The sequence below is a fragment of the Anoxybacillus mongoliensis genome, assembly GCF_014201515.1.
GTDB classification, from domain to species: domain Bacteria; phylum Bacillota; class Bacilli; order Bacillales; family Anoxybacillaceae; genus Anoxybacillus; species Anoxybacillus mongoliensis.
The window spans coordinates 132688-152516 of the sequence record NZ_JACHEQ010000002.1 but is presented as its reverse complement, the minus strand read 5'-3'; the positions used below and the strand labels follow the sequence as shown (position 1 = coordinate 152516).

Here is a 19829-nt window from a genome sequence, read left to right as displayed (position 1 = left end):
ATGATGGAACACGGTGAAAAACACATTACAGTCGTTGACGAAGACGGCAACGAACAACTTTGCGAAGTACTATTTACATTTGAATCTGAAGAGTTCGGAAAATCTTACGTCTTGTACTACCCAATCGGTGCAGAAGAAGATGACAACGAAGAAATTGAAATTCACGCATCTTCTTTTATCCCAGGAGAAGATGGGCAGGCAGGAGAATTGCAGCCGATCGAAACAGAAGAAGAATGGGATATGATTGAAGAAATGCTAAACACATTTCTCGGTGAAGAGGAAGAAGATGAAGAATAAGAGGCTGGCTATACGTCAGCTTCTTTTTTTATTTATGTCATGTCATTATTTGTAGTATAATGTCAAAAGTGAGGGGAGGCTTTTGACTGTTAATGATAAATGTATAAATATTTATAAAAATTTTATAAAAATCTGATGATCATTTTATGTGAAAAAAGTCAAAAAGGGGCTGGAAGAAGATGATTCGCACGTACAAAGTCATGCTTCTGCCCAATAATAAGCAAAAGACGAAGCTTTTCCAATGCGCAGGTGTTGCCAGATGGGCGTATAACTTTGCATTAGCACAACAACAAGAAAATGATAAACAAGGTGGCAAGTTTTTAAGTGATGGTGAATTAAGAAAAAGATTAACGCAGCTCAAACAAACGAAAGAGTACAGTTGGCTCAATCAATTCTCAAACAACATTACAAAACAAGCAATTAAAGATGCGTGTCAAGCCTACAAAAACTTTTTTGAAGGACGAGCGAAGTTTCCGAAGTTTAAAACAAAAAAGCGAACACGCCCAAGTTTTTATCAAGACACCGCCAAAATCAAAATCACCGACACGCATGTGAAACTAGAAAAACTCACCTCTTCCAAAAAGAAAAGGAAACAGACATTCAACTGGATACGCCTTGCGGAACGAGGTCGTATTCCTCACGGTGCAAATATAAAGTATGTCAATCCGCGCATCGTGTTTGACGGGATGAACTGGTTTTTAACGGTCGGTGTAGAGGAAGCGGAAGTGAAACATGGAACATACAACGAAGTCATCGGCATTGATTTAGGGATAAAATCGTTCGCTACCGTCAGCAATGGGATGACATTTCCAAACATCCATCACATGCCTCAAGTGAAAAAGCTTGAAAAACAAATGAAGCGAATGCAAAGAAAAATATCGCGAAAATATGAAATGAACAAAATTCAAACAGAAAGGGGGGAATACCGTTACAGAAAAACGGAAAACATCAAGAAACTAGAATTCCTTGTTTTGAAAAAACGCCGAAGGCTAAAACATATCCAGCTTAACCACACCCACCACATCACAACGACGTTGGTGAAAACCAAGCCAGCGTATGTCGTGATGGAAGACTTGAATACAAGCGGCATGTTAAAAAATCGGAAGCTATCGAAAGCGATTCAACAACAAACATTCCACGAGTTCAAGCGGCAAATGACGTACAAATGTGCATGGTATGGGATCGAGTTGATCGTGGCGGATCGTTTTTATCCGTCAAGCAAAAAGTGTAGCTGTTGCGGTCATGTAAAAGAGAAGCTTTCTCTATCCGAACGGACGTATCGCTGTGAAGCGTGCGGGATAGAAATGGATCGCGACCTCAACGCGAGCATCAACTTGAAAAACTATGCCAAGTAAAGCACAACATGTACCCATTCGTTAGTGGGGAAGTGAAGCCTTCGGAGCGCCAAGGAAACGAGAGTAGCGTTTCGCGAAATCGGGCGCGATGAACAAGGAAGGAAACATAGACTTTTATAAGTCTCTTATAAAGTCTTGTAAGTTTTCTGTAACGGATGAAGTATGTTACAAGAACACGAAGCGAAGACGGTGCGAAAAATTGTCTTGTATATTACCACGCCTTTGTTATTAGTGATAATTGCTGCATGCATTGGCTTGTTTGTATATATTCGTTCTGCCTTGCAGCCGGTTGATCCGAACGATAAAACACCAATTCAAGTAGAAATTCCAATCGGTTCATCGGTATATACGATTGCGAATGCATTAGAAAAAAACGGTGTGATTAAAAATGCGAACATTTTTCGCTATTATGTGAAATTTAAAAACCACGCTGACTTTCAAGCGGGCAATTATACATTTACAAAAGCCATGACGTTAGCGCAAATTGTAGACAAGCTAAAAACAGGAAAAGTCGTCAAAGAAGCGAAATTAAAAATTACGATTCCAGAAGGAAAACAGCTGACGCAAATTGCAACGATCATTTCGCAAAAAACAGGCTATTCATCAGAAGACATTATGGCGAAATTAACTAATCGTGTCTATATTGATGAACTAATAAAAAAATATCCCTCCGTTTTAACAACGGATATTTTAAATAAAAACATTCGCTATGCGCTTGAAGGATATTTATTCCCAGCGACATATTCCTTTACAGAAGAAAAACCTGCGCTCGAAGAAATCATTGAAACGATGATTGCCAAAACGGAAGAAGTGTTGGCGCAATATACAGAAGATATGGAAGCGCGCGGCATGACGGTTCATCAATTGTTAACGATGGCATCACTCATTGAAGAAGAAGCCACAGAAAAAGCGGATCGTGAAAAAATTGCAAGCGTGTTTTACAACCGAATGGAAAAAGGTATGCCGCTTCAAACCGATCCAACCGTTTTATATGCGCTCGGCAAGCATAAACAACGTGTATATTACAAAGACTTGGAAGTAAACTCACCGTACAATACGTATATACACAAAGGGCTTCCACCAGGTCCGATTGCAAATGCAGGTGAAATGTCGCTTTACGCTGCCCTCCATCCAGCTGAGACAGATTACTTTTATTTTTTAGCGACGCCAACAGGAGATGTCATTTTTACAAAAACACTTGACGAACATAATCGTGAGAAGGCAAAATATATCGGAAAGCAATAAAACGTTCGCATTTTGTTTTCAGTTATGATAGTATATATAAAGTTATGGATCGTGACGAAACAAGAGTTCAACTCGCTTGAACTCTTGTTTTTACGAGGAGGACGGTTCGTTGGTAAATCAGGAAATCATTCAATATATGGAATCATTACTTCCTAAAAAAGAGGAAGCAATTGTAGCGATGGAACAATATGCACGTGACCACGGCATTCCGATTATGGATGCGCTCGGCATCGAAACGATGTTGCACATTTTAAAACTTGTTCAACCGAAGCGCATTTTAGAAATTGGCACAGCAATTGGCTACTCTGCCATTCGGATGGCGAAAGCGTTGCCGAATGCAAAAATTGTCACGATCGAACGTGACGAAGAACGCTATAAGCAAGCGCTCGGCTATGTTTCGCAAACGAATACGAATGGACAAATGACGTTATTGTTTGGCGACGCGCTTGACATGAGCGATGAAGTAAAAAAGTATGCTCCGTTTGACGTCTTGTTTATTGATGCGGCAAAAGGACAATATCGCCGCTTTTTTGAGTTGTACGAGCCACTTTTAAGCGAACAAGGAATCATTATAACAGATAACGTATTGTTTAAAGGACTTGTCGCTACAAATGAATCAATTGAACAAAAACGGATACGCCAGCTCGTAAAAAAAATCCAAGCATATAACGAATGGTTGATGACACATCCGCACTATGAAACGATCATCATTCCGATCGGTGACGGAATGGCGATATCGAGAAAACGAGGTGAGTAAAATGAAAAAACCAGAATTGCTTGTTACGCCAACGAGCGTTGCACATATCGAGCAACTTGCTCAAGCGGGAGCGAATGCCGTCATCATTGGTGAACAACGGTACGGTTTGCGTTTAGCAGGCGAGTTTTCACGTCAAGACGTGGCAGATGCGATGCATGTGGCACGCAAGCACGGTGTGCGCGTGTATGTAGCGATGAATGCGTTATTTCATAACGATAAAGTGGATGAACTGAGTGATTATGTCCGCTTTTTAGCAGAACAACAAGTGGATGCCATCGTATTTGGCGACCCAGCGGTGTTAATGACGGTGCGAGAAGTGGCACCGCATATGAAGCTTCATTGGAATACAGAAACGACAGCAACAAACTGGTATGCGTGCAACTATTGGGGACGAAAAGGAGCGAAACGTGCTGTTCTTGCCCGAGAATTAAATATGGAAGAAATTATTGATATTAAACACCATGCGGAAGTGGAAATTGAAGTGCAAGTGCATGGGATGACATGCATGTTTCAATCGAAACGTTCTCTCATCGGCAACTATTTTGAATATCAAGGAAAGTTTATGGAAGTACAACAAATGAAGTATGCGAAAGGGCTCTTTTTATACGATAAAGAACGCGACAATAAATATCCGATTTTCGAAGATGAAAACGGTACGCACATTATGAGCCCAAATGATATTTGCATTATTGACGAGCTAGGGGACATGATTGACGCAGAAATCGATAGCTTTAAAATTGACGGTGTCCTTCATGAGTCGGATTATATTACAGAAGTGACGAAACTATATCGACGAGCCATCGATTTGTGCGCAGAAAACCGCGAACAATACGAAGAAGAAAAAGGTGAACTGCTTGCGCGCATTGAAGCGATTCAACCGAAGCATCGTCCATTAGACACCGGCTTTTTCTTTAAAGAAACGGTATATTGAAAAAGGAGGGAGACATATGAGCATATCACAAATCATTGACGGCAAGCGTGTCATTGTGAAAAAACCAGAGCTACTTGCCCCAGCTGGCAACTTAGAAAAGCTAAAAGTAGCGGTTCATTACGGGGCAGACGCTGTGTTTATCGGTGGACAAGAATACGGTCTCCGCTCAAATGCCGACAACTTTACGCTTGAAGAAATGGCAGAAGGTGTGCAATTTGCGAAACAATATGGAGCGAAAATTTACGTGACGACGAACATTTACGCCCATAACGAAAACATTCCTGGCCTTGAAGATTATTTGCGCGGTTTAGAGAGCGTTGGTGTGCACGGCATTATCGTTGCTGACCCGCTTATTATTGAAACCGCGCGTCGCGTTGCACCGAAACTTGAAGTGCATTTAAGTACTCAACAGTCGCTTACGAACTGGAAAGCAGTACAATTTTGGAAAGAAGAAGGACTTGAGCGTGTCGTTTTAGCCCGTGAAACTAGCGCAGAAGAAATTCGTGAAATAAAAGAAAAAGTCGATATTGAAATTGAAACGTTTATTCACGGTGCGATGTGTATTGCGTATTCTGGTCGATGTGTATTAAGCAATCATATGACCGCGCGTGATTCTAACCGTGGTGGCTGTTGTCAATCGTGTCGCTGGGATTACGATTTGTACAAGCTTGAGGGAGATCAAGCGCTGGCGTTATTTGACGAGACGGACGATCCGTTCGCGATGAGCCCGAAAGATTTGAACTTAATTCAATCCATTCCAAAAATGATTGAACTTGGTATTGATAGTTTAAAAATCGAAGGGCGCATGAAGTCAATTCACTATGTGGCAACGGTCGTTAGTGTTTATCGCAAAGTTATTGATGCCTACTGCGCAGACCCTGACAATTTCGTCATTCGAAAAGAGTGGTTAGATGAGCTCGATAAATGTGCTAATCGTGACACCGCACCAGCCTTTTTTGAAGGAGTTCCGGGCTATAAAGAGCAAATGTTTGGCACTCATAGCAAAAAAACGACGTACGATTTCGTCGGTCTTGTGCTTGATTATGACAAACAAACAGGCATCGTGACGTTACAACAGCGCAATTTCTTTAAACCAGGCGATGAAGTTGAATTTTTCGGACCTGAAATTGAAAACTTTACACAAGTTATTGAAAAAATTTGGGATGAAGAAGGGAATGAGCTTGATGCTGCCCGTCATCCGCTCCAAATTGTTCGTTTTAAAGTCGATCGAGAAGTTTTCCCATACAACATGATGAGAAAGGGGCACTAACATGAGGAAAAAACCGGTTGTCATCGGAGTTGCAGGAGGCTCCGGTTCGGGGAAAACGACCGTTACAAAAGCGATTTATGAACATTTTCAAGGGCATTCTATTTTAATGCTTGAACAAGATTTTTATTATAAAGATCAAAGCCATTTACCGTTTGAAGAACGATTAAAAACAAACTACGATCATCCGCTCGCTTTTGACAATGACTTGCTTATTGAACATATTAATAAACTGTTGAATTACGAACCAATTGATAAACCTGTATACGACTATACCCTTCATACGCGCTCAAACGAAGTCATTCGCGTCGAGCCGAAAGATGTGATCATTTTAGAAGGCATTCTTGTATTAGAAGACGAACGATTGCGCAACTTAATGGATATTAAAGTGTACGTTGATACGGATGCCGACATTCGCATCATTCGTCGTCTTTTGCGCGACATTAAAGAACGTGGGCGCACGCTTGAGTCGGTTATCGAGCAATACGTGAACGTCGTGCGTCCGATGCACAATCAATTTATTGAACCGACGAAACGGTATGCCGACATCATCATCCCAGAAGGCGGTCATAATCACGTTGCCATCGATTTAATGGTTACAAAAATTCAAACGATTCTTGAACAAAATTCTATTTTGTAATACCATAGCATAGATAATATGTAAACTTTTTGTCTTTGTACGAACCGCTCGTTCGTACATTTTCCATACATAAATAAAAGGAGTGAATGACATGTCAATGGAAAAAGAATACCCAATGACGAAAGCTGGGAAGGAGAAACTCGAGCAAGAACTTGAATATTTAAAAACAGTCAAGCGAAAAGAAGTCGTCGAGCGCATTCAAATTGCGCGTAGCTTCGGGGATTTATCAGAAAACTCCGAGTACGATGCGGCAAAAGATGAGCAAGCGTTCGTGGAGTCACGCATTCAAATGCTTGAAAATATGATTCGCAATGCGAAAATTATCGAAGAAGATTTAGAAAGTACAGACATCGTATCGCTTGGAAGAACAGTCACATTTGTCGAACTTCCAGATGGAGAAGAAGAGTCGTATACGATCGTTGGTAGTGCAGAAGCGGACCCGTTTGAAGGGAAAATTTCGAACGATTCACCGATTGCTAAATCGCTCATCGGTCGTCGCGTTGGCGAAGAAGTAACCGTTCATACGCCTGGCGGAGACATGGTTGTAAAAATCATCGCAGTGAAATAGGTTTTAAAATACGACACCTCGTCGACAATGAAGACGAGGTGTTTTTTATGGTAAAAAAACGGATGGTCATCATATTAACAATCATTCAACTAGTCATATTCAGTTTGATCGGTCGGCTCGTTCAACTGCAACTTGTAAGCACGGAGTCGTTTCATGGGATTAATTTAATTGAAGAAAGCGTCGCTCAACGAACGGAACAGCTCATTATTGATGATGGGCGCGGGATGTTCGTCGATCGCTATGGTCAGCCGCTTACCTATGAGTACATCCCTACGCTCGTCTTATTTCCGTTTTTAAAAAAAATGGATTGGCCCATCGATCAAATTGCCACGATCGTTTCCATGCCAAAAGAGACGATCAAAAGACAGCTTGAAGAGGCGAAAGGTCCAATCATTTTGCATAATGGTCAACAACCGATTCAACTTCAACCGTGGCAAATGGAACGTATTAACGAGCTGCATATTCCCGGTGTCATCGCTGTTCATAAACAGTATGAATTAGAACAAAAATATGCTCAACACGTCATTGGATTGCTTGGGGAAAATGAAAAGTTACTGAAAGAGCGATACCGAGATAGAACATTGTCACCGAAAACGAAAATTGGTGTATCTGGGCTACAAAGTTCTTTTGATGAATTTCTCATTCCAGATGGGGAGACGAAACTACTGTATCATGTCGATGCTCGCGGTGAACCGCTATTTGGCATGGATGTGAAATATACAGAGCAAGCAAATCCATTTTATCCGATTACAGTACAAACAACCATTGACCGTACCATGCAGCAACATGTCGAACAAATCATTGCTCAACATGGGATGGAAAAAGGGGCTGTCGTTTTGCTCGATGTTGAAACAAACGACATTGTTGCGCTTGCAAGCGCCCCGGCAATGGATGAACGAAATCCGTATAAAAACGAGGCGGCACAAAACAGAGCGCTTCTTCCTCAAGTACCGGGCTCTGTGTTTAAAGTAGTCGTTGCAGCAGCAGCGCTTGAAAACGGACTTGTCCATGGACAAACGTTTAACTGTGATCGAAAAATTAACGGTGAGCCGGAAGAAAAAAAGAAAGGCATGCGCTCATTTGAAGAGAGCTTTGCGATCAGTTGCAACAACACATTTGCGGAGTTGGGAAAACAGTTGATCGCTATGGATAAAAACATGTTTGATATATATGCTCAAAAGCTCGGTCTGCTTCCACGCGTCGGTTGGGAAGGAGATGTATATCATTTTGAATCGTTTCGTCCACTTCGCGAAGAGAAACAAGGGAAAATTTGGACGGATGAACGAGATAAACACGTTCCGCTTGCTGTTGCCCAAACGGCGATCGGTCAAAAAGATGTCCGTGTTTCACCGCTTGCGGTAGCGAATATGATGGCAACCATTGCTCGCGGTGGTGAGGCAAAACAAGTGCGCATCGCCCAAAAAATGATGTATAAGAACGGCACAACATTTTTCACTTTTGATGAAAAGCGACTAACAACCGACTCCTTGCGCCAAGAGACGATCGACAAACTACAAGAGCTGTTACAACTTGTTGTGATGCATCCAGAAGGTACAGGTCGTGCATTTCAATCATTGCCTTATACCGTAGCAGGAAAGTCAGGAACAGCAGAAACGGGGAAAGAAAAACTCGTAAACAAATGGTTTGCAGGTTATTTTCCAGCTGACCGTCCAAAATATGCGCTCGTTGTGGTACAATTAGAAACAGCATCAGCTGCCTCTGTCACGAACGCCATTTTTGCCGATATCGTTCGTGCCACATACGAGTTGGAACAGAAAGGAATGAATGAAGGGTGAGCAGCCGTTTTGCGAAACGTTCAAAACAAAGAAAAGTAAATCGTATATTGAATACGTTGATTGCGATCGTATTTGCGCTTATTTTATTTTTCGGATGGAAATGGTTGTTTGCTAACGACCGTTCAGTAAAAGAAACAAACACATCTCCGCAACTAGTTGAAGTCGAAACAAACGAATCAGAAGCGAATGAACAACCATCAGAACAACCATCAGAACAACAAGAAAACAATGAGAAAGTAGAAGAAACGGTTGTCGATGACCCAAATTCCAATGTCATTCGTGAAATTGTTAACCCATCATGGCAACCGATCGGTACAACGCAATCGGAACCGCATGTAACAACGTACGATAAAAACTCGGTTGACTGGAAAGAAATGATTGATGCGATTAGTTATGCGACAGGCATTTCTTCTTCTGATTTGATCGTTTGGTTTATTGGAAATGGCGGAAGCCCGAATCATGCTGTTGCTACGGTCTCCAAAAAAGATAAAACAGAACATTATAAAGTGTTTATCGAATGGGTGACAAATGAAGGGTGGAAACCAACAAAAGTGCAACAATTAAAAGAAATAGAGCGCCGTCCGTGACGCTCTATTTTTTTGCTTTAAAATGCACCATCGCACTATATAGACGTTGTCCGTTTTCTAACAGTTGCATGTGATACGAAACATGATGCACTTCAAGCATAATTGCTTTGTTATGTTCGATTTGTTCATTAATTTTTTTCTCTAACGTCGCTAAGTCCGTCGCTTCGAAAAATTCCACTTTATCTTGAATGAGATCAAACGTAATCATCGTTCTCCTCCTTTCTACACGTAGTTTAACATATTTCCATTGAACATCTAAAAAAAATGTGGTAGATTGAGAACAGCAGTACATTAAATTCATACTATACTTATAGGAATTATTATATTTTATGGAGTGTGACATCATGGGACGTGAATTTTTAGACATCTTTGAGAATTGGGCACAATCGTACGATTCGTCTGTATACGGGCACGATGAGCAATACCGTGACGTATTTGACGGATATGAAACGATTTTAAATACAGTTGTTGAAAAAAGCGGGAACGTCGTTTTAGAGTTTGGCGTTGGGACAGGAAATTTAACGAAAAAACTAATTGAGGCGAACAAAACGGTATATGGCATTGAACCGTCTGCACCAATGCGTGAACTTGCGAAAGAAAAACTTTCGAATGTGTCGATTGAAGACGGAGACTTTTTACATTTTTCTTTGCCGAATGAACCGGTCGATACGATCGTGAGCACATACGCTTTTCATCATTTAACAGATAAGGAAAAAGAAGAAGCGATCGGCAAATATAGCGCACTTCTTCGGAAAGGTGGTAAAATAGTGTTTGCTGATACAGCGTTCATTGATCGCGAGGCGTATGAGGCGATGATTGCAGAAGCAAAACAAAAAGGATTTGTCGACTTAGCAGAAGACTTACAACGTGAATATTACACGACAATTCCTATTCTTGAACGTATATTTACAATAAATGGTTTTACTGTCACTTTTACGCCAATGAATCGTTTCGTTTGGTTGATGGAAGCTGTCAAACAATAAGTGAAAGAGGTTGAAACGATGAAAATAGCAATCATTGGAGCGATGGAAGAAGAAGTGGCGATTTTGCGCGAAAAAATTGCCGATCGAAAAGAAACGACGGTGGCGAATTGTTCTTTTTATAGCGGCACGTTAGATGGGGCAAATGTCGTTTTATTAAAATCAGGCATCGGGAAAGTAAACGCGGCGATGTCGACAACCATTTTATTAGAACGTTTTGCGCCAGATGTTGTAATTAATACAGGCTCTGCTGGCGGTTTTGCTCCATCATTAAACGTCGGAGATATCGTCATTTCGACAGAAGTTGTTCATCATGATGTTGACGTCACTGCATTCGGGTACGCTTACGGTCAAGTGCCAGGCATGCCAGCGCGATATGTTGCCGATGAGCGATTAGTACAAGCGGCTGAAACGAGCGCAGCCCACATTCGTGACATTCAAGTGGCAAAAGGATTAATTGCGACAGGCGATTCATTTATGCACGATCCAGCGCGCGTCGATTTTGTGCGCACACAATTTCCAGACTTATATGCTGTTGAAATGGAAGCTGCTGCGATTGCGCAAGTATGCCATCAATTTGCCGTCCCGTTTGTCGTCATTCGCGCATTATCAGACATCGCTGGTAAAGAGTCTAACGTATCGTTTGAACAATTTTTACAAAAAGCAGCCCTTCATTCATCTGAACTTGTGCAATTGATGGTAAATGAATTAAACAAATAGGAGAGCCCCCCTCTCCTTCTTTTCATCTTTTGGGAGGTTACAACATGAAAGTAGCGAAAAGCGTGCATGAATTAATTGGACGTACCCCAATGGTTGAAATTACGCAATTTCCGCTTCCAAAAGGGGTGCGCCTATTTGCGAAGCTCGAATATTTAAATCCTGGGGGAAGCGTCAAAGATCGTCTAGGACAAGAATTGTTAAACGATGCGCTAGCGACAGGAAAGTTAAAAGAAGGCGGAACAATCATTGAGCCAACGGCAGGCAATACAGGGATCGGTCTTGCGCTTGCTGCGATCGGGAAAAACATTCGCGTCATTTTTTGCGTGCCAGAAAAATTTAGCATCGAAAAACAACAACTGATGCGCGCACTCGGCGCAACCATCATCAATACGCCAACGAACGAAGGAATGGCAGGGGCGATTCGAAAAGCGAAAGAGCTCGCCGCTGAAATTCCAAACTCCTATTGCCCGCAACAGTTTGAAAATCCAGCTAACCCACGCACGTACTATAAAACGCTCGGTCCAGAAATTTGGGAGCAACTGGATGGGCAAATTGATGTTTTCGTTGCTGGTGCTGGATCAGGCGGCACATTTATGGGAACGGCACAATTTTTAAAAGAAAAAAATGCACAAATTAAAACGGTTATTGTTGAACCAGAAGGATCGATTTTAAACGGTGGAGCACCGGGTCCACATCGCACCGAAGGGATTGGCATGGAATTTTTGCCACCATATATGGATACGAGCTATTTTGATGCGATTCATACGATTTTAGATGACGATGCGTTTCGGCGCGTCAAAGAGCTTGCGCAAAAAGAGGGACTGCTTGTCGGTAGCTCATCTGGTGCCGCGTTCCATGCCGCTTTACTCGAAGCGGAACAGGCGGAAGAAGGAACGAACATCGTCGTCGTTTTTCCAGATAGCAGCGAACGATATTTAAGTAAACATATTTATGAAGGCGGGATGTAACGTGAGAAGAAAAACGAAATTGATTCATGGTGGCATTGCCGGAGATGCGCATACAGGGGCTGTCTCTGTTCCCATTTATCAAGTGAGTACGTACAAACAAGAAGCGGTTGGCGTCCATAAAGGATATGAATATTCACGTACAGGTAATCCAACGCGACATGCGCTTGAGGAGCTCATTAAAGATGTGGAAGAAGGATATGCGGGCTTTGCGTTTAGCTCAGGTATGGCAGCCATTACTGCCGTCATGATGTTGTTTAATAGTGGCGATCACGTCATTTTAACTGACGACGTATATGGCGGCACATACCGCGTCATGACGAAAGTATTAAACCGTCTCGGCATTGAATCGACATTTGTCGATACGAGTGATATTTCTCAGATCGAAAAACATATAAAACAAAACACGAAGGCAATCCATATTGAAACGCCGACGAATCCGTTGCTGAAAATTACCGATTTACAAGCGGTTTCCGCGCTTGCGAAGCAGTACGGCTTGCTTACGATCGTCGATAATACGTTTAGCACACCGTATTGGCAAACACCGCTTGCACTCGGTGCGGATATTGTCGTGCATAGCGCAACGAAATATTTAGGCGGTCATAGCGACGTCGTTGCTGGACTTGTCGTTGTTAACTCGGAACAACTGGCGACCGACTTGCACTTTATCCAAAACTCGACTGGCGGCATTCTCGGCCCGCAAGATTCATGGTTATTAATGCGCGGCATCAAAACGCTTGGCATTCGCATGGAAGAACATGAGAAAAATACACGCAAAATCGTTGAATTTTTAACAAATCATCCAGCTGTTACGCGTGTGTATTACCCTGGGCTTCCGTCGCATCCAAATCACGATGTAGCGAAAAAACAAATGCGCGGCTTTGGCGGCATGGTGTCATTTGACGTTGGCAGCGCTGAAAAAGCGGAACAAGTATTAACGCGCGTCCGCTATTTTACGCTAGCAGAAAGTTTAGGAGCGGTCGAAAGTTTAATTTCTCTACCGGCAAAAATGACGCACGCTTCGATTCCGAAAGAGCGCCGCGATGAACTAGGAATTACCGACGGGCTCATCCGCATTTCTGTCGGTTTAGAAGATGCCGATGATTTAATTGAAGATTTAGCACAAGCTTTGGCATAAATTACATCGTCCCCTTTTTTCTTTTCTATGATACATTGAAAGAAGGAAAGGGGGACGGTTGTTTTGGAACAACAAAAGCGACATTGGTTAGGAAAAGCGCGTGACTATAAAGCATACAGCCTCGTTTTATTTGCGCTTAGTGCGTTTTTATATATCGGAACATTGATTCCAAACGCTATCGACGAAGCAAAGCGGCCGCTTGTGCTTGGAGCCGTGTTTATTCTCATGCTCGCCTCTATTTTTTTCTCTCACCGTTCACACATATATGCACGAAAAATAGAAGAAGAAGCATAAACCCCATTTTCGAACGAAACAAAAACGTGTAAAATAAAAGAAAATGGGCAAAGGGGGAATGCATGATGATGTGGATGATTACAGGCCTAGTCATTACAGCCGTCATCGGCTTTGTTATTATCGCGGAAGTGAACGCCGAAGCATAAAACAGTCTCCAAATCGGAGGCTGTTTTTAATACAATTCATTTGTGACAAACTTCACAACTGTCGTCGACCTCCAATCTTGCAAAAACCCCGGGGGATCGACGATAACTTGTATGTTGCAATTTTTTCAGTTGTATCAACGGATATAGACTATTGACTGAATTTTCAAATGTATGTATAATGACGTTGTATAGCTTTTCCATATGTTGATCTATCAACACTTTTTTGGTTTGTATCGTACCTATGAGGAATTGAAACCGTTGACGTTTCGGGAAAATGTGACTGATATAAAGGTTTTGTATCGTACCTATGAGGAATTGAAACTCTTTTAATGCGTTCATATTAGCTTGTGCTTTCGCGTTTTGTATCGTACCTATGAGGAATTGAAACTCAGTCGGGACTTGACCAGTCGCGTGTTCAATCTGCTTAGTTTGTATCGTACCTATGAGGAATTGAAACTATGCTGAAACGATCGGCAACGAGGAAAAAGCTGAAACGGTTTGTATCGTACCTATGAGGAATTGAAACTTCCGAGTAAGCGGACAAAAAACGAGCGTCAGCGAGTTTTGTTTGTATCGTACCTATGAGGAATTGAAACTAGGCATTTCGTTTAAAACAGCATGGATCGCATTTGTGTTTGTATCGTACCTATGAGGAATTGAAACAAGAATACTTGTTCAACCATACTTAACACCCTTTCTTATGTTTGTATCGTACCTATGAGGAATTGAAACTAAAGTTTCTCGATGTTCCGCCTTCTGCGCCGCGTTTCGGTTTGTATCGTACCTATGAGGAATTGAAACTACGTAATTTATATCATCCATTTGATCGGCAACAAGTTTGTATCGTACCTATGAGGAATTGAAACTATCGCATGCAATTTTTTATACATCCGCGTCATATCAAGTTTGTATCGTACCTATGAGGAATTGAAACCAGAACCAGCTGCACAACCGAGTGCTCCGCCAGCTGCACAGTTTGTATCGTACCTATGAGGAATTGAAACTAGATTCGGTGGTATTGCGGTTTTTTTCGATGGTCATACTAGTTTGTATCGTACCTATGAGGAATTGAAACAACCGTCAGATATGGAAATTTCCTCGAAGTGCCTAGCCTGTTTGTATCGTACCTATGAGGAATTGAAACGAAGGAATATGCACCATTCGAGATCGGACGAAGTGCGTTTGTATCGTACCTATGAGGAATTGAAACCTGTTCTCGTTTATTTCGTATTTTTTGCTTTGCAAACGAGTTTGTATCGTACCTATGAGGAATTGAAACCCCGCTGGAGCGCAGAGAAGTCAGCTTAACGAATGAAGGTTTGTATCGTACCTATGAGGAATTGAAACCAAAATCATTGCTGGACACAGTATCGCATGGTCGTTCGCGTTTGTATCGTACCTATGAGGAATTGAAACTGTTTTCCGATTCGAGAAAATGCTTCAGCCAAGAGTTTGTATCGTACCTATGAGGAATTGAAACTCCCATCTAATATCTGAAACATTTCCAACCAATCCCGGTTTGTATCGTACCTATGAGGAATTGAAACTTGTCTTCTGTAAAGGATGGCATGATGACCCAGCTAGTTTGTATCGTACCTATGAGGAATTGAAACAAAACTTTATCCACTCAAGACGATCAGAACGCTGAAAAGGTTTGTATCGTACCTATGAGGAATTGAAACCTTGTGCACGACCAACCACGTCAATATCCAGCAGAAGGGGTTTGTATCGTACCTATGAGGAATTGAAACTGCGATATGGATACACGAAGAACATTATAATTTAGGCAAGTTTGTATCGTACCTATGAGGAATTGAAACACCGCAATAAAGATCGGTACAAACCAAATAAACACTACGTTTGTATCGTACCTATGAGGAATTGAAACAACAAAGATAATGTAAGAAAATTTTTTAGGCTTGCTTTCAGTTTGTATCGTACCTATGAGGAATTGAAACAATCAAGTTGAGGTGTTAAAATTCGGATTGATTTCATGGTTTGTATCGTACCTATGAGGAATTGAAACCCTTGTGCAACCCCCAATGTATAAAACCATGCGGACAAAGTTTGTATCGTACCTATGAGGAATTGAAACCCTTCCGCCTGCCGACAGGATATGCGTCGCAAGTGGCCAGTTTGTATCGTACCTATGAGGAATTGAAACGATCATTTGCGCCAAATGGGCATTCAGGCGAAAGGAGAATTTGTATCGTACCTATAAGGATTAAAAAGCTGTTCCGAGCAACACTTCGGAACAGCTTTTATGTTGTTTATGCGTTCCAGAGACCTTTCTTCTGTTGGCGTGCTTTTCGTTCAGCCTCAAGAAAACGTTGTTGATACTTGACATTTGGTTGAATTGTCATCACGCGTGCGTATCCGTCTTTGACGAGCGTTTCGTTGTAAAGCTCTTTTCCAATCCAAACGTATGCTAGGAATCGACCGTATTTATCTTTTACCCCGACATCAAATTCGAGTGTGACAGTTTTGTTAGTTAATCGTTTTTTCGTATAGTTAGACGCTTCTTTCCCATATTTCTCGACTGGTTTTTGAGGATGGACGGTTTCTGGGGTATTAACACCAATGAAACGAACACGCGATGTTGCACCGTTAGAGAAGCGTACATCGATCGTGTCGCCATCTACTACACGAATGACTTTTACGATATGTTTTGAATTTACACGAATAGCAGGAACACCCGTGGCTTTACTTTTTTGGCGAATAATGTTGCCGTTTTTATCATGATAATGATACTCTCCCGTTTTTAGCCCCCATTTTTCACAATTTGTTCGACAAGTATGCCCGCCGTTTGCATCTGTTTTTCCGGGATGGGCGTATGCAGAAGAAGCAAAGAGAATAGTGAAAGAGATGAGAAAAGAAAATACGGCTCTAAACAAAATGAACTTCCTCCTTTGTCCTCTATATTTTTTGCTCCCGTTCCTATTATTTGTATATTTAAATATTATGTCAAGAAAATGAAGAAGATAGATGGATATTTGGGAGCTTCTGATTTCGAATTTATTAATATAATGATTGAATATGTCATGTTTTAAATTATGAAAATTTATTGAAATTTAGTTTTATTTGACAAAAAACGACAACATTTTCTTTTCTTTTTCGGTAGAATCGTTACATAGGATGAGATATAAAAATATCTTTTTAGACAAAATTTATTTTTATGCTATTTTGCACTGAAGTAGGTGGTTGCTATGATTAAAACTATTTACTCTCTAGGTCATAAGTATATGATCGATGAAAATCCTTCTATAGTACAAGCTATAACGTTACCGCTTGAAAAGCCGGATGATACTATAAAATATGCCGTTATCATCGATCTGTCACTGCAAACGAAAAAGGTTCAACTGTCCCTAAAAGAGATCGGATCATCTACTTCTACCGATCTCTTGTGGATCGGAACAGCAGATGGAGCAGCAAGCCCGCAGTGGTACGGTACTGTAAGAAACATCGAATATTTACTAGGACAAACAATTCCGAACTTACTTGAGCGCTGGGATCGAGAAGACTCTTATTATCGTCTTCTAAAAGAAGCTCATCAATTGTTCTTTCTTGATCTTGGCGCTACTAAAAAATCAGATGAGAGATATCGTTATGTGTTTAATCCAATCTATATTGGCGGTACGTTGACGGAAGTAGACGGAAAAAAAGCAGTTAGTGAGGTAGCTAAGCAGTTTCAGCATTTTGTTGAAAAAGAAGCACACGTAAACAGCAAAGATGTTCTTTTATATTCTTTAGCTATTGATGGCAAGCTTATTGTGAAGCAACCAGAGTACGAGAGATTGGTGATTTCTGAAAAGTTTAGTGTATTTAAGGACGCAGAAGAAGGTATATGTGCGCTTACAAATAAAAAAGCTCCTGTTACGGGCGAAACTACAAAATTAAAGTTTAACTACTACATAAATGATAAAATCAGCTTTGCGAGTGACTTGGATAAAAAATCGTTTGTAAAAAATTTATCAATTTCCAAAGAAGCCTATCAAGCAATTATGGCTGGGGAAGCATACATCCTTAGAGATTTTAACACCCGCTTTAGTGGCCTCCCTTGCTATATTATCCCAGACTTTTTATATGATGTTCCATTTGCGAACACACCTCTCCAAGACATTAGTGAACGTATCCGACGATTCATTCGTACAGTGAAAACAGTTGAGACAGCAGAGTTTTTGTATAGAGATATTGAAGATTACAAGTTATTTGAAGAGCAAATGGATAATTATATTTCTCTACATTTTCTTTTTTATACAAAATCGAAAGCTTCTCTAAAGATTAACAAACTGATATCCGACGTCCCTTTGACTTATCTACGAGCTCTGGGGAGAGGAATGAGAAATGTTGAAGATATTGGGCGTCGCTTTTTTAGTAGTGGAAAATTTAATTTAGGGTTAGATGCTATTTATTATTTAATTCCAATGCGTACCCAACGAGGAGAAAACTTAGAAAAACGAAAAATATTGTATGTTTATGAGTCTTTGTTAACAAATAAGTCTATTTCTTATCAATGGCTTGTCACGCAATTTGTGCAATTGGCTAAAGTTCATATGTATGCAAATTACGACCTTTATCAATACAATAGCAAAAAAGAATATAATGATTTTCAACTTATCGATTCGATGATACACGCACAGTTATTTTTGAAGCTCTTGTACAGGCTTAATTTAATAAAGGAGGGAAGAGAAATGACAGGTATTTTATATGATTTGCCTGATGCAGAAATGGCGGAATATATGGAAACGATGAACTATATGACTGCACAAAGAGCGTTATTTTTGCTCGGTTATTTAATTGCTCGAATTGGGGCAGAACAGGTTAAGAGATCTAACGAACGGTCAGAAGCTCTTGGACAAGCTAGAGCAGGGAAAACAGCGAGTAAACCTATTTTATCAAAAATTAATTACCATGGAATGAACAAGCAAAAAGTGATGATGCTTTCTACTGAAGTGTTTGAAAAACTTCGCCAACTGAAAATTGCGTCTTTGTATAATGAGTCGATTTATGCAGCGCACAAGCATTTACTAGATGTAGCACTACGGGAAAAATGGAGTTTGTCAGATCGTGAAAGCGTCTTTTATTTACTGTCTGGTTATGCTTATGGAACAAAACGAATTTTAGAAAACGCCAAAAAAGGCAAGACAGAATTAGATAATGAAGAATAATGTCGAAAGCGAGGAGAAGATGCGATGAACAATAGTGATATTTTATTTCTTTATGATGCGAAATTAACAAATCCAAATGGTGACATTGATGAAGAAAACCGTCCACGCATGGACTATGAACGCTCGATAAACTTAGTAAACGACGTTCGATTGAAGCGCTATATTCGTGATTACTTTGAACAAATTGGGAAAGAAATTTTTGTAGGGAAAGTGGATGGGGAGACGGTAAATGCGACAGAACGGATTAAACGTTTATTTGAGAAATACGATGGTAAAGTAAATATTAACAAATTATCAAAAGAACAACAAACATGGATGCTTGATCAATTGATCGACGTTCGAGTATTTGGAGCAACAATGCCATTGAAATCTGAGGATAAGGGAAGCTCCATGACTTTTATTGGTCCTGTTCAGTTCAACTGGGGATATTCATTAAATAAAGTGACGCTTGTGGAGTCAGCAAGTATTACTTCTCATTTTGGCTCGGATGATAAAAACGATGGCGGCAACATTGGAAAAGATTATCGTGTATACTACTCGTTTTTAGCATTTCATGGGGTAATTAGTGGTCATCGTGCAGCACATACAAGGCTTACAGATGAAGATATTCATCTTTTTGACAAGGCGGTTATCAAGTCTATTCCATTAAGTGCGACTCGCAGTAAAGTCGGTCAGTATCCACGCCTATATGTACGTGTGGAATATAACTCTCCGGAATTCCTTGTAGGGGACTTGCGAGATTTAGTGAGTTTAGCAGAAACAGAAGGATTGCGAAGCATTTCAGAGGTGCAACTTCATGTGGATGCGCTAGTAAACAAGTTGTTAGAAGTGCGTGATGAGATTGCGTATATTCATTACTGGCAGGATTCCAACTTATTGTTAAGTTATGAAGGGCTGCAAGGAAAATTGGTTGATCTTATACCGACTGAGTTGGCTGATAAGCTTGTTTCAGTGTTGTAAAAAAGGGTGACATTT

The 19829-nt window shown here is 40.8% G+C and carries 19 protein-coding genes and 1 CRISPR repeat array; of the genes, 17 read left to right on the top strand and 2 right to left on the bottom strand.

Annotated elements, in window-relative coordinates; translation table 11 throughout:
- The first annotated feature begins 3 nt into the window (after positions 1–3).
- From HNR43_RS02865 to HNR43_RS02820, 10 genes are all read left to right on the top strand, one after another.
- Entirely contained in the window at positions 4–297 is a 294-nt protein-coding gene (locus HNR43_RS02865) for a DUF1292 domain-containing protein (protein ID WP_004889318.1), read from the top strand.
- Positions 298–476: 179 nt separating this feature from the next.
- A complete protein-coding gene (locus tag HNR43_RS02860; protein WP_183241112.1) occupies positions 477–1652 on the top strand; it encodes an RNA-guided endonuclease InsQ/TnpB family protein in 1176 nt (391 codons plus the stop codon).
- A 162-nt stretch (positions 1653–1814) separates the two neighbouring features.
- Positions 1815–2897 (top strand): endolytic transglycosylase MltG, encoded by a 1083-nt coding sequence (gene mltG, locus HNR43_RS02855; protein WP_183241110.1) that lies wholly within the window; start codon positions 1815–1817, stop codon positions 2895–2897.
- A gap of 109 nt (positions 2898–3006) precedes the next feature.
- Positions 3007–3654, top strand: a complete 648-nt coding sequence (locus tag HNR43_RS02850) for an O-methyltransferase (protein WP_183241107.1) — start codon at positions 3007–3009, stop codon at positions 3652–3654.
- Position 3655: 1 nt separating this feature from the next.
- On the top strand, positions 3656–4585 hold the full coding sequence (locus HNR43_RS02845; RefSeq protein WP_183241105.1) for a peptidase U32 family protein: 930 nt from the start codon (positions 3656–3658) through the stop codon (positions 4583–4585).
- 16 nt (positions 4586–4601) lie between these two features.
- Positions 4602–5855, top strand: a complete 1254-nt coding sequence (locus tag HNR43_RS02840; RefSeq protein ID WP_183241101.1) for a peptidase U32 family protein — start codon at positions 4602–4604, stop codon at positions 5853–5855.
- A gap of 1 nt (position 5856) precedes the next feature.
- Positions 5857–6492 (top strand): uridine kinase, encoded by a 636-nt coding sequence (udk, locus tag HNR43_RS02835; RefSeq protein WP_183241097.1) that lies wholly within the window; start codon positions 5857–5859, stop codon positions 6490–6492.
- A 91-nt stretch (positions 6493–6583) separates the two neighbouring features.
- Complete coding sequence (greA, locus tag HNR43_RS02830) at positions 6584–7060, top strand: transcription elongation factor GreA (protein ID WP_035019996.1); 477 nt, start codon at positions 6584–6586, stop codon at positions 7058–7060.
- A 47-nt stretch (positions 7061–7107) separates the two neighbouring features.
- Positions 7108–8856, top strand: coding sequence for a peptidoglycan D,D-transpeptidase FtsI family protein (locus HNR43_RS02825; RefSeq protein WP_183241095.1), 1749 nt, complete (start codon positions 7108–7110; stop codon positions 8854–8856).
- On the top strand, positions 8853–9443 hold the full coding sequence (locus HNR43_RS02820) for a DUF1510 family protein (protein ID WP_183241092.1): 591 nt from the start codon (positions 8853–8855) through the stop codon (positions 9441–9443). Before HNR43_RS02825 ends, HNR43_RS02820 begins: the two co-directional genes overlap by 4 nt.
- Positions 9444–9447: 4 nt before the next feature.
- Here HNR43_RS02820 and HNR43_RS02815 read toward each other — a convergent pair whose 3' ends face one another.
- The gene (locus HNR43_RS02815; protein WP_032100156.1) at positions 9448–9651 is read right to left on the bottom strand and encodes a DUF2536 family protein; all 204 of its coding nucleotides are present in this window, start codon (positions 9649–9651) and stop codon (positions 9448–9450) included.
- A 136-nt stretch (positions 9652–9787) separates the two neighbouring features.
- Here HNR43_RS02815 and HNR43_RS02810 point away from each other — a divergent pair, with 136 nt between their 5' ends.
- From HNR43_RS02810 to HNR43_RS02790, 5 genes are all read left to right on the top strand, one after another.
- On the top strand, positions 9788–10426 hold the full coding sequence (locus HNR43_RS02810) for a class I SAM-dependent methyltransferase (RefSeq protein ID WP_183241091.1): 639 nt from the start codon (positions 9788–9790) through the stop codon (positions 10424–10426).
- Positions 10427–10444: 18 nt separating this feature from the next.
- Positions 10445–11143 (top strand): 5'-methylthioadenosine/S-adenosylhomocysteine nucleosidase, encoded by a 699-nt coding sequence (gene mtnN / locus HNR43_RS02805; RefSeq protein ID WP_183241089.1) that lies wholly within the window; start codon positions 10445–10447, stop codon positions 11141–11143.
- A 44-nt stretch (positions 11144–11187) separates the two neighbouring features.
- Positions 11188–12111 carry a PLP-dependent cysteine synthase family protein gene (locus tag HNR43_RS02800; RefSeq protein WP_183241086.1) on the top strand — a complete coding sequence of 308 codons (924 nt, stop codon included), beginning with the start codon at positions 11188–11190 and terminating at the stop codon, positions 12109–12111.
- Between the two features lies 1 nt (position 12112).
- The gene (locus tag HNR43_RS02795; RefSeq protein WP_183241084.1) at positions 12113–13246 is read left to right on the top strand and encodes a bifunctional cystathionine gamma-lyase/homocysteine desulfhydrase; all 1134 of its coding nucleotides are present in this window, start codon (positions 12113–12115) and stop codon (positions 13244–13246) included.
- A 63-nt stretch (positions 13247–13309) separates the two neighbouring features.
- A complete protein-coding gene (locus HNR43_RS02790; RefSeq protein ID WP_183241082.1) occupies positions 13310–13540 on the top strand; it encodes a YrhC family protein in 231 nt (76 codons plus the stop codon).
- A gap of 372 nt (positions 13541–13912) precedes the next feature.
- Positions 13913–15918: a CRISPR direct-repeat array (repeat unit 30 nt; unit sequence GTTTGTATCGTACCTATGAGGAATTGAAAC).
- Positions 15919–15956: 38 nt separating this feature from the next.
- On the opposite strand, the gene HNR43_RS02785 is transcribed toward HNR43_RS02790, so the two are convergent.
- Positions 15957–16580 carry a thermonuclease family protein gene (locus HNR43_RS02785; protein WP_183241079.1) on the bottom strand — a complete coding sequence of 208 codons (624 nt, stop codon included), beginning with the start codon at positions 16578–16580 and terminating at the stop codon, positions 15957–15959.
- Positions 16581–16892: 312 nt separating this feature from the next.
- On the opposite strand from HNR43_RS02785, the gene HNR43_RS02780 reads away from it, so the two are divergent.
- Both HNR43_RS02780 and cas7b read left to right on the top strand, forming a co-directional pair.
- Positions 16893–18854, top strand: coding sequence for a TIGR02556 family CRISPR-associated protein (locus HNR43_RS02780; RefSeq protein ID WP_183241075.1), 1962 nt, complete (start codon positions 16893–16895; stop codon positions 18852–18854).
- A 24-nt stretch (positions 18855–18878) separates the two neighbouring features.
- Positions 18879–19814, top strand: a complete 936-nt coding sequence (cas7b, locus tag HNR43_RS02775; protein WP_183241072.1) for a type I-B CRISPR-associated protein Cas7/Csh2 — start codon at positions 18879–18881, stop codon at positions 19812–19814.
- Positions 19815–19829 lie beyond the last annotated feature (15 nt).

Coding starts and splice junctions, on each gene's coding strand:
- HNR43_RS02865 (WP_004889318.1), top strand. CDS start 4: ATGGAACACGGTGAAAAACACATTACAGTCGTTGACGAAGACGGCAAC.
- HNR43_RS02860 (WP_183241112.1), top strand. CDS start 477: ATGATTCGCACGTACAAAGTCATGCTTCTGCCCAATAATAAGCAAAAG.
- mltG (WP_183241110.1), top strand. CDS start 1,815: ATGTTACAAGAACACGAAGCGAAGACGGTGCGAAAAATTGTCTTGTAT.
- HNR43_RS02845 (WP_183241105.1), top strand. CDS start 3,656: ATGAAAAAACCAGAATTGCTTGTTACGCCAACGAGCGTTGCACATATC.
- HNR43_RS02840 (WP_183241101.1), top strand. CDS start 4,602: ATGAGCATATCACAAATCATTGACGGCAAGCGTGTCATTGTGAAAAAA.
- udk (WP_183241097.1), top strand. CDS start 5,857: ATGAGGAAAAAACCGGTTGTCATCGGAGTTGCAGGAGGCTCCGGTTCG.
- greA (WP_035019996.1), top strand. CDS start 6,584: ATGTCAATGGAAAAAGAATACCCAATGACGAAAGCTGGGAAGGAGAAA.
- HNR43_RS02825 (WP_183241095.1), top strand. CDS start 7,108: ATGGTAAAAAAACGGATGGTCATCATATTAACAATCATTCAACTAGTC.
- HNR43_RS02815 (WP_032100156.1), bottom strand. CDS start 9,651: ATGATTACGTTTGATCTCATTCAAGATAAAGTGGAATTTTTCGAAGCG.
- HNR43_RS02810 (WP_183241091.1), top strand. CDS start 9,788: ATGGGACGTGAATTTTTAGACATCTTTGAGAATTGGGCACAATCGTAC.
- mtnN (WP_183241089.1), top strand. CDS start 10,445: ATGAAAATAGCAATCATTGGAGCGATGGAAGAAGAAGTGGCGATTTTG.
- HNR43_RS02800 (WP_183241086.1), top strand. CDS start 11,188: ATGAAAGTAGCGAAAAGCGTGCATGAATTAATTGGACGTACCCCAATG.
- HNR43_RS02780 (WP_183241075.1), top strand. CDS start 16,893: ATGATTAAAACTATTTACTCTCTAGGTCATAAGTATATGATCGATGAA.
- cas7b (WP_183241072.1), top strand. CDS start 18,879: ATGAACAATAGTGATATTTTATTTCTTTATGATGCGAAATTAACAAAT.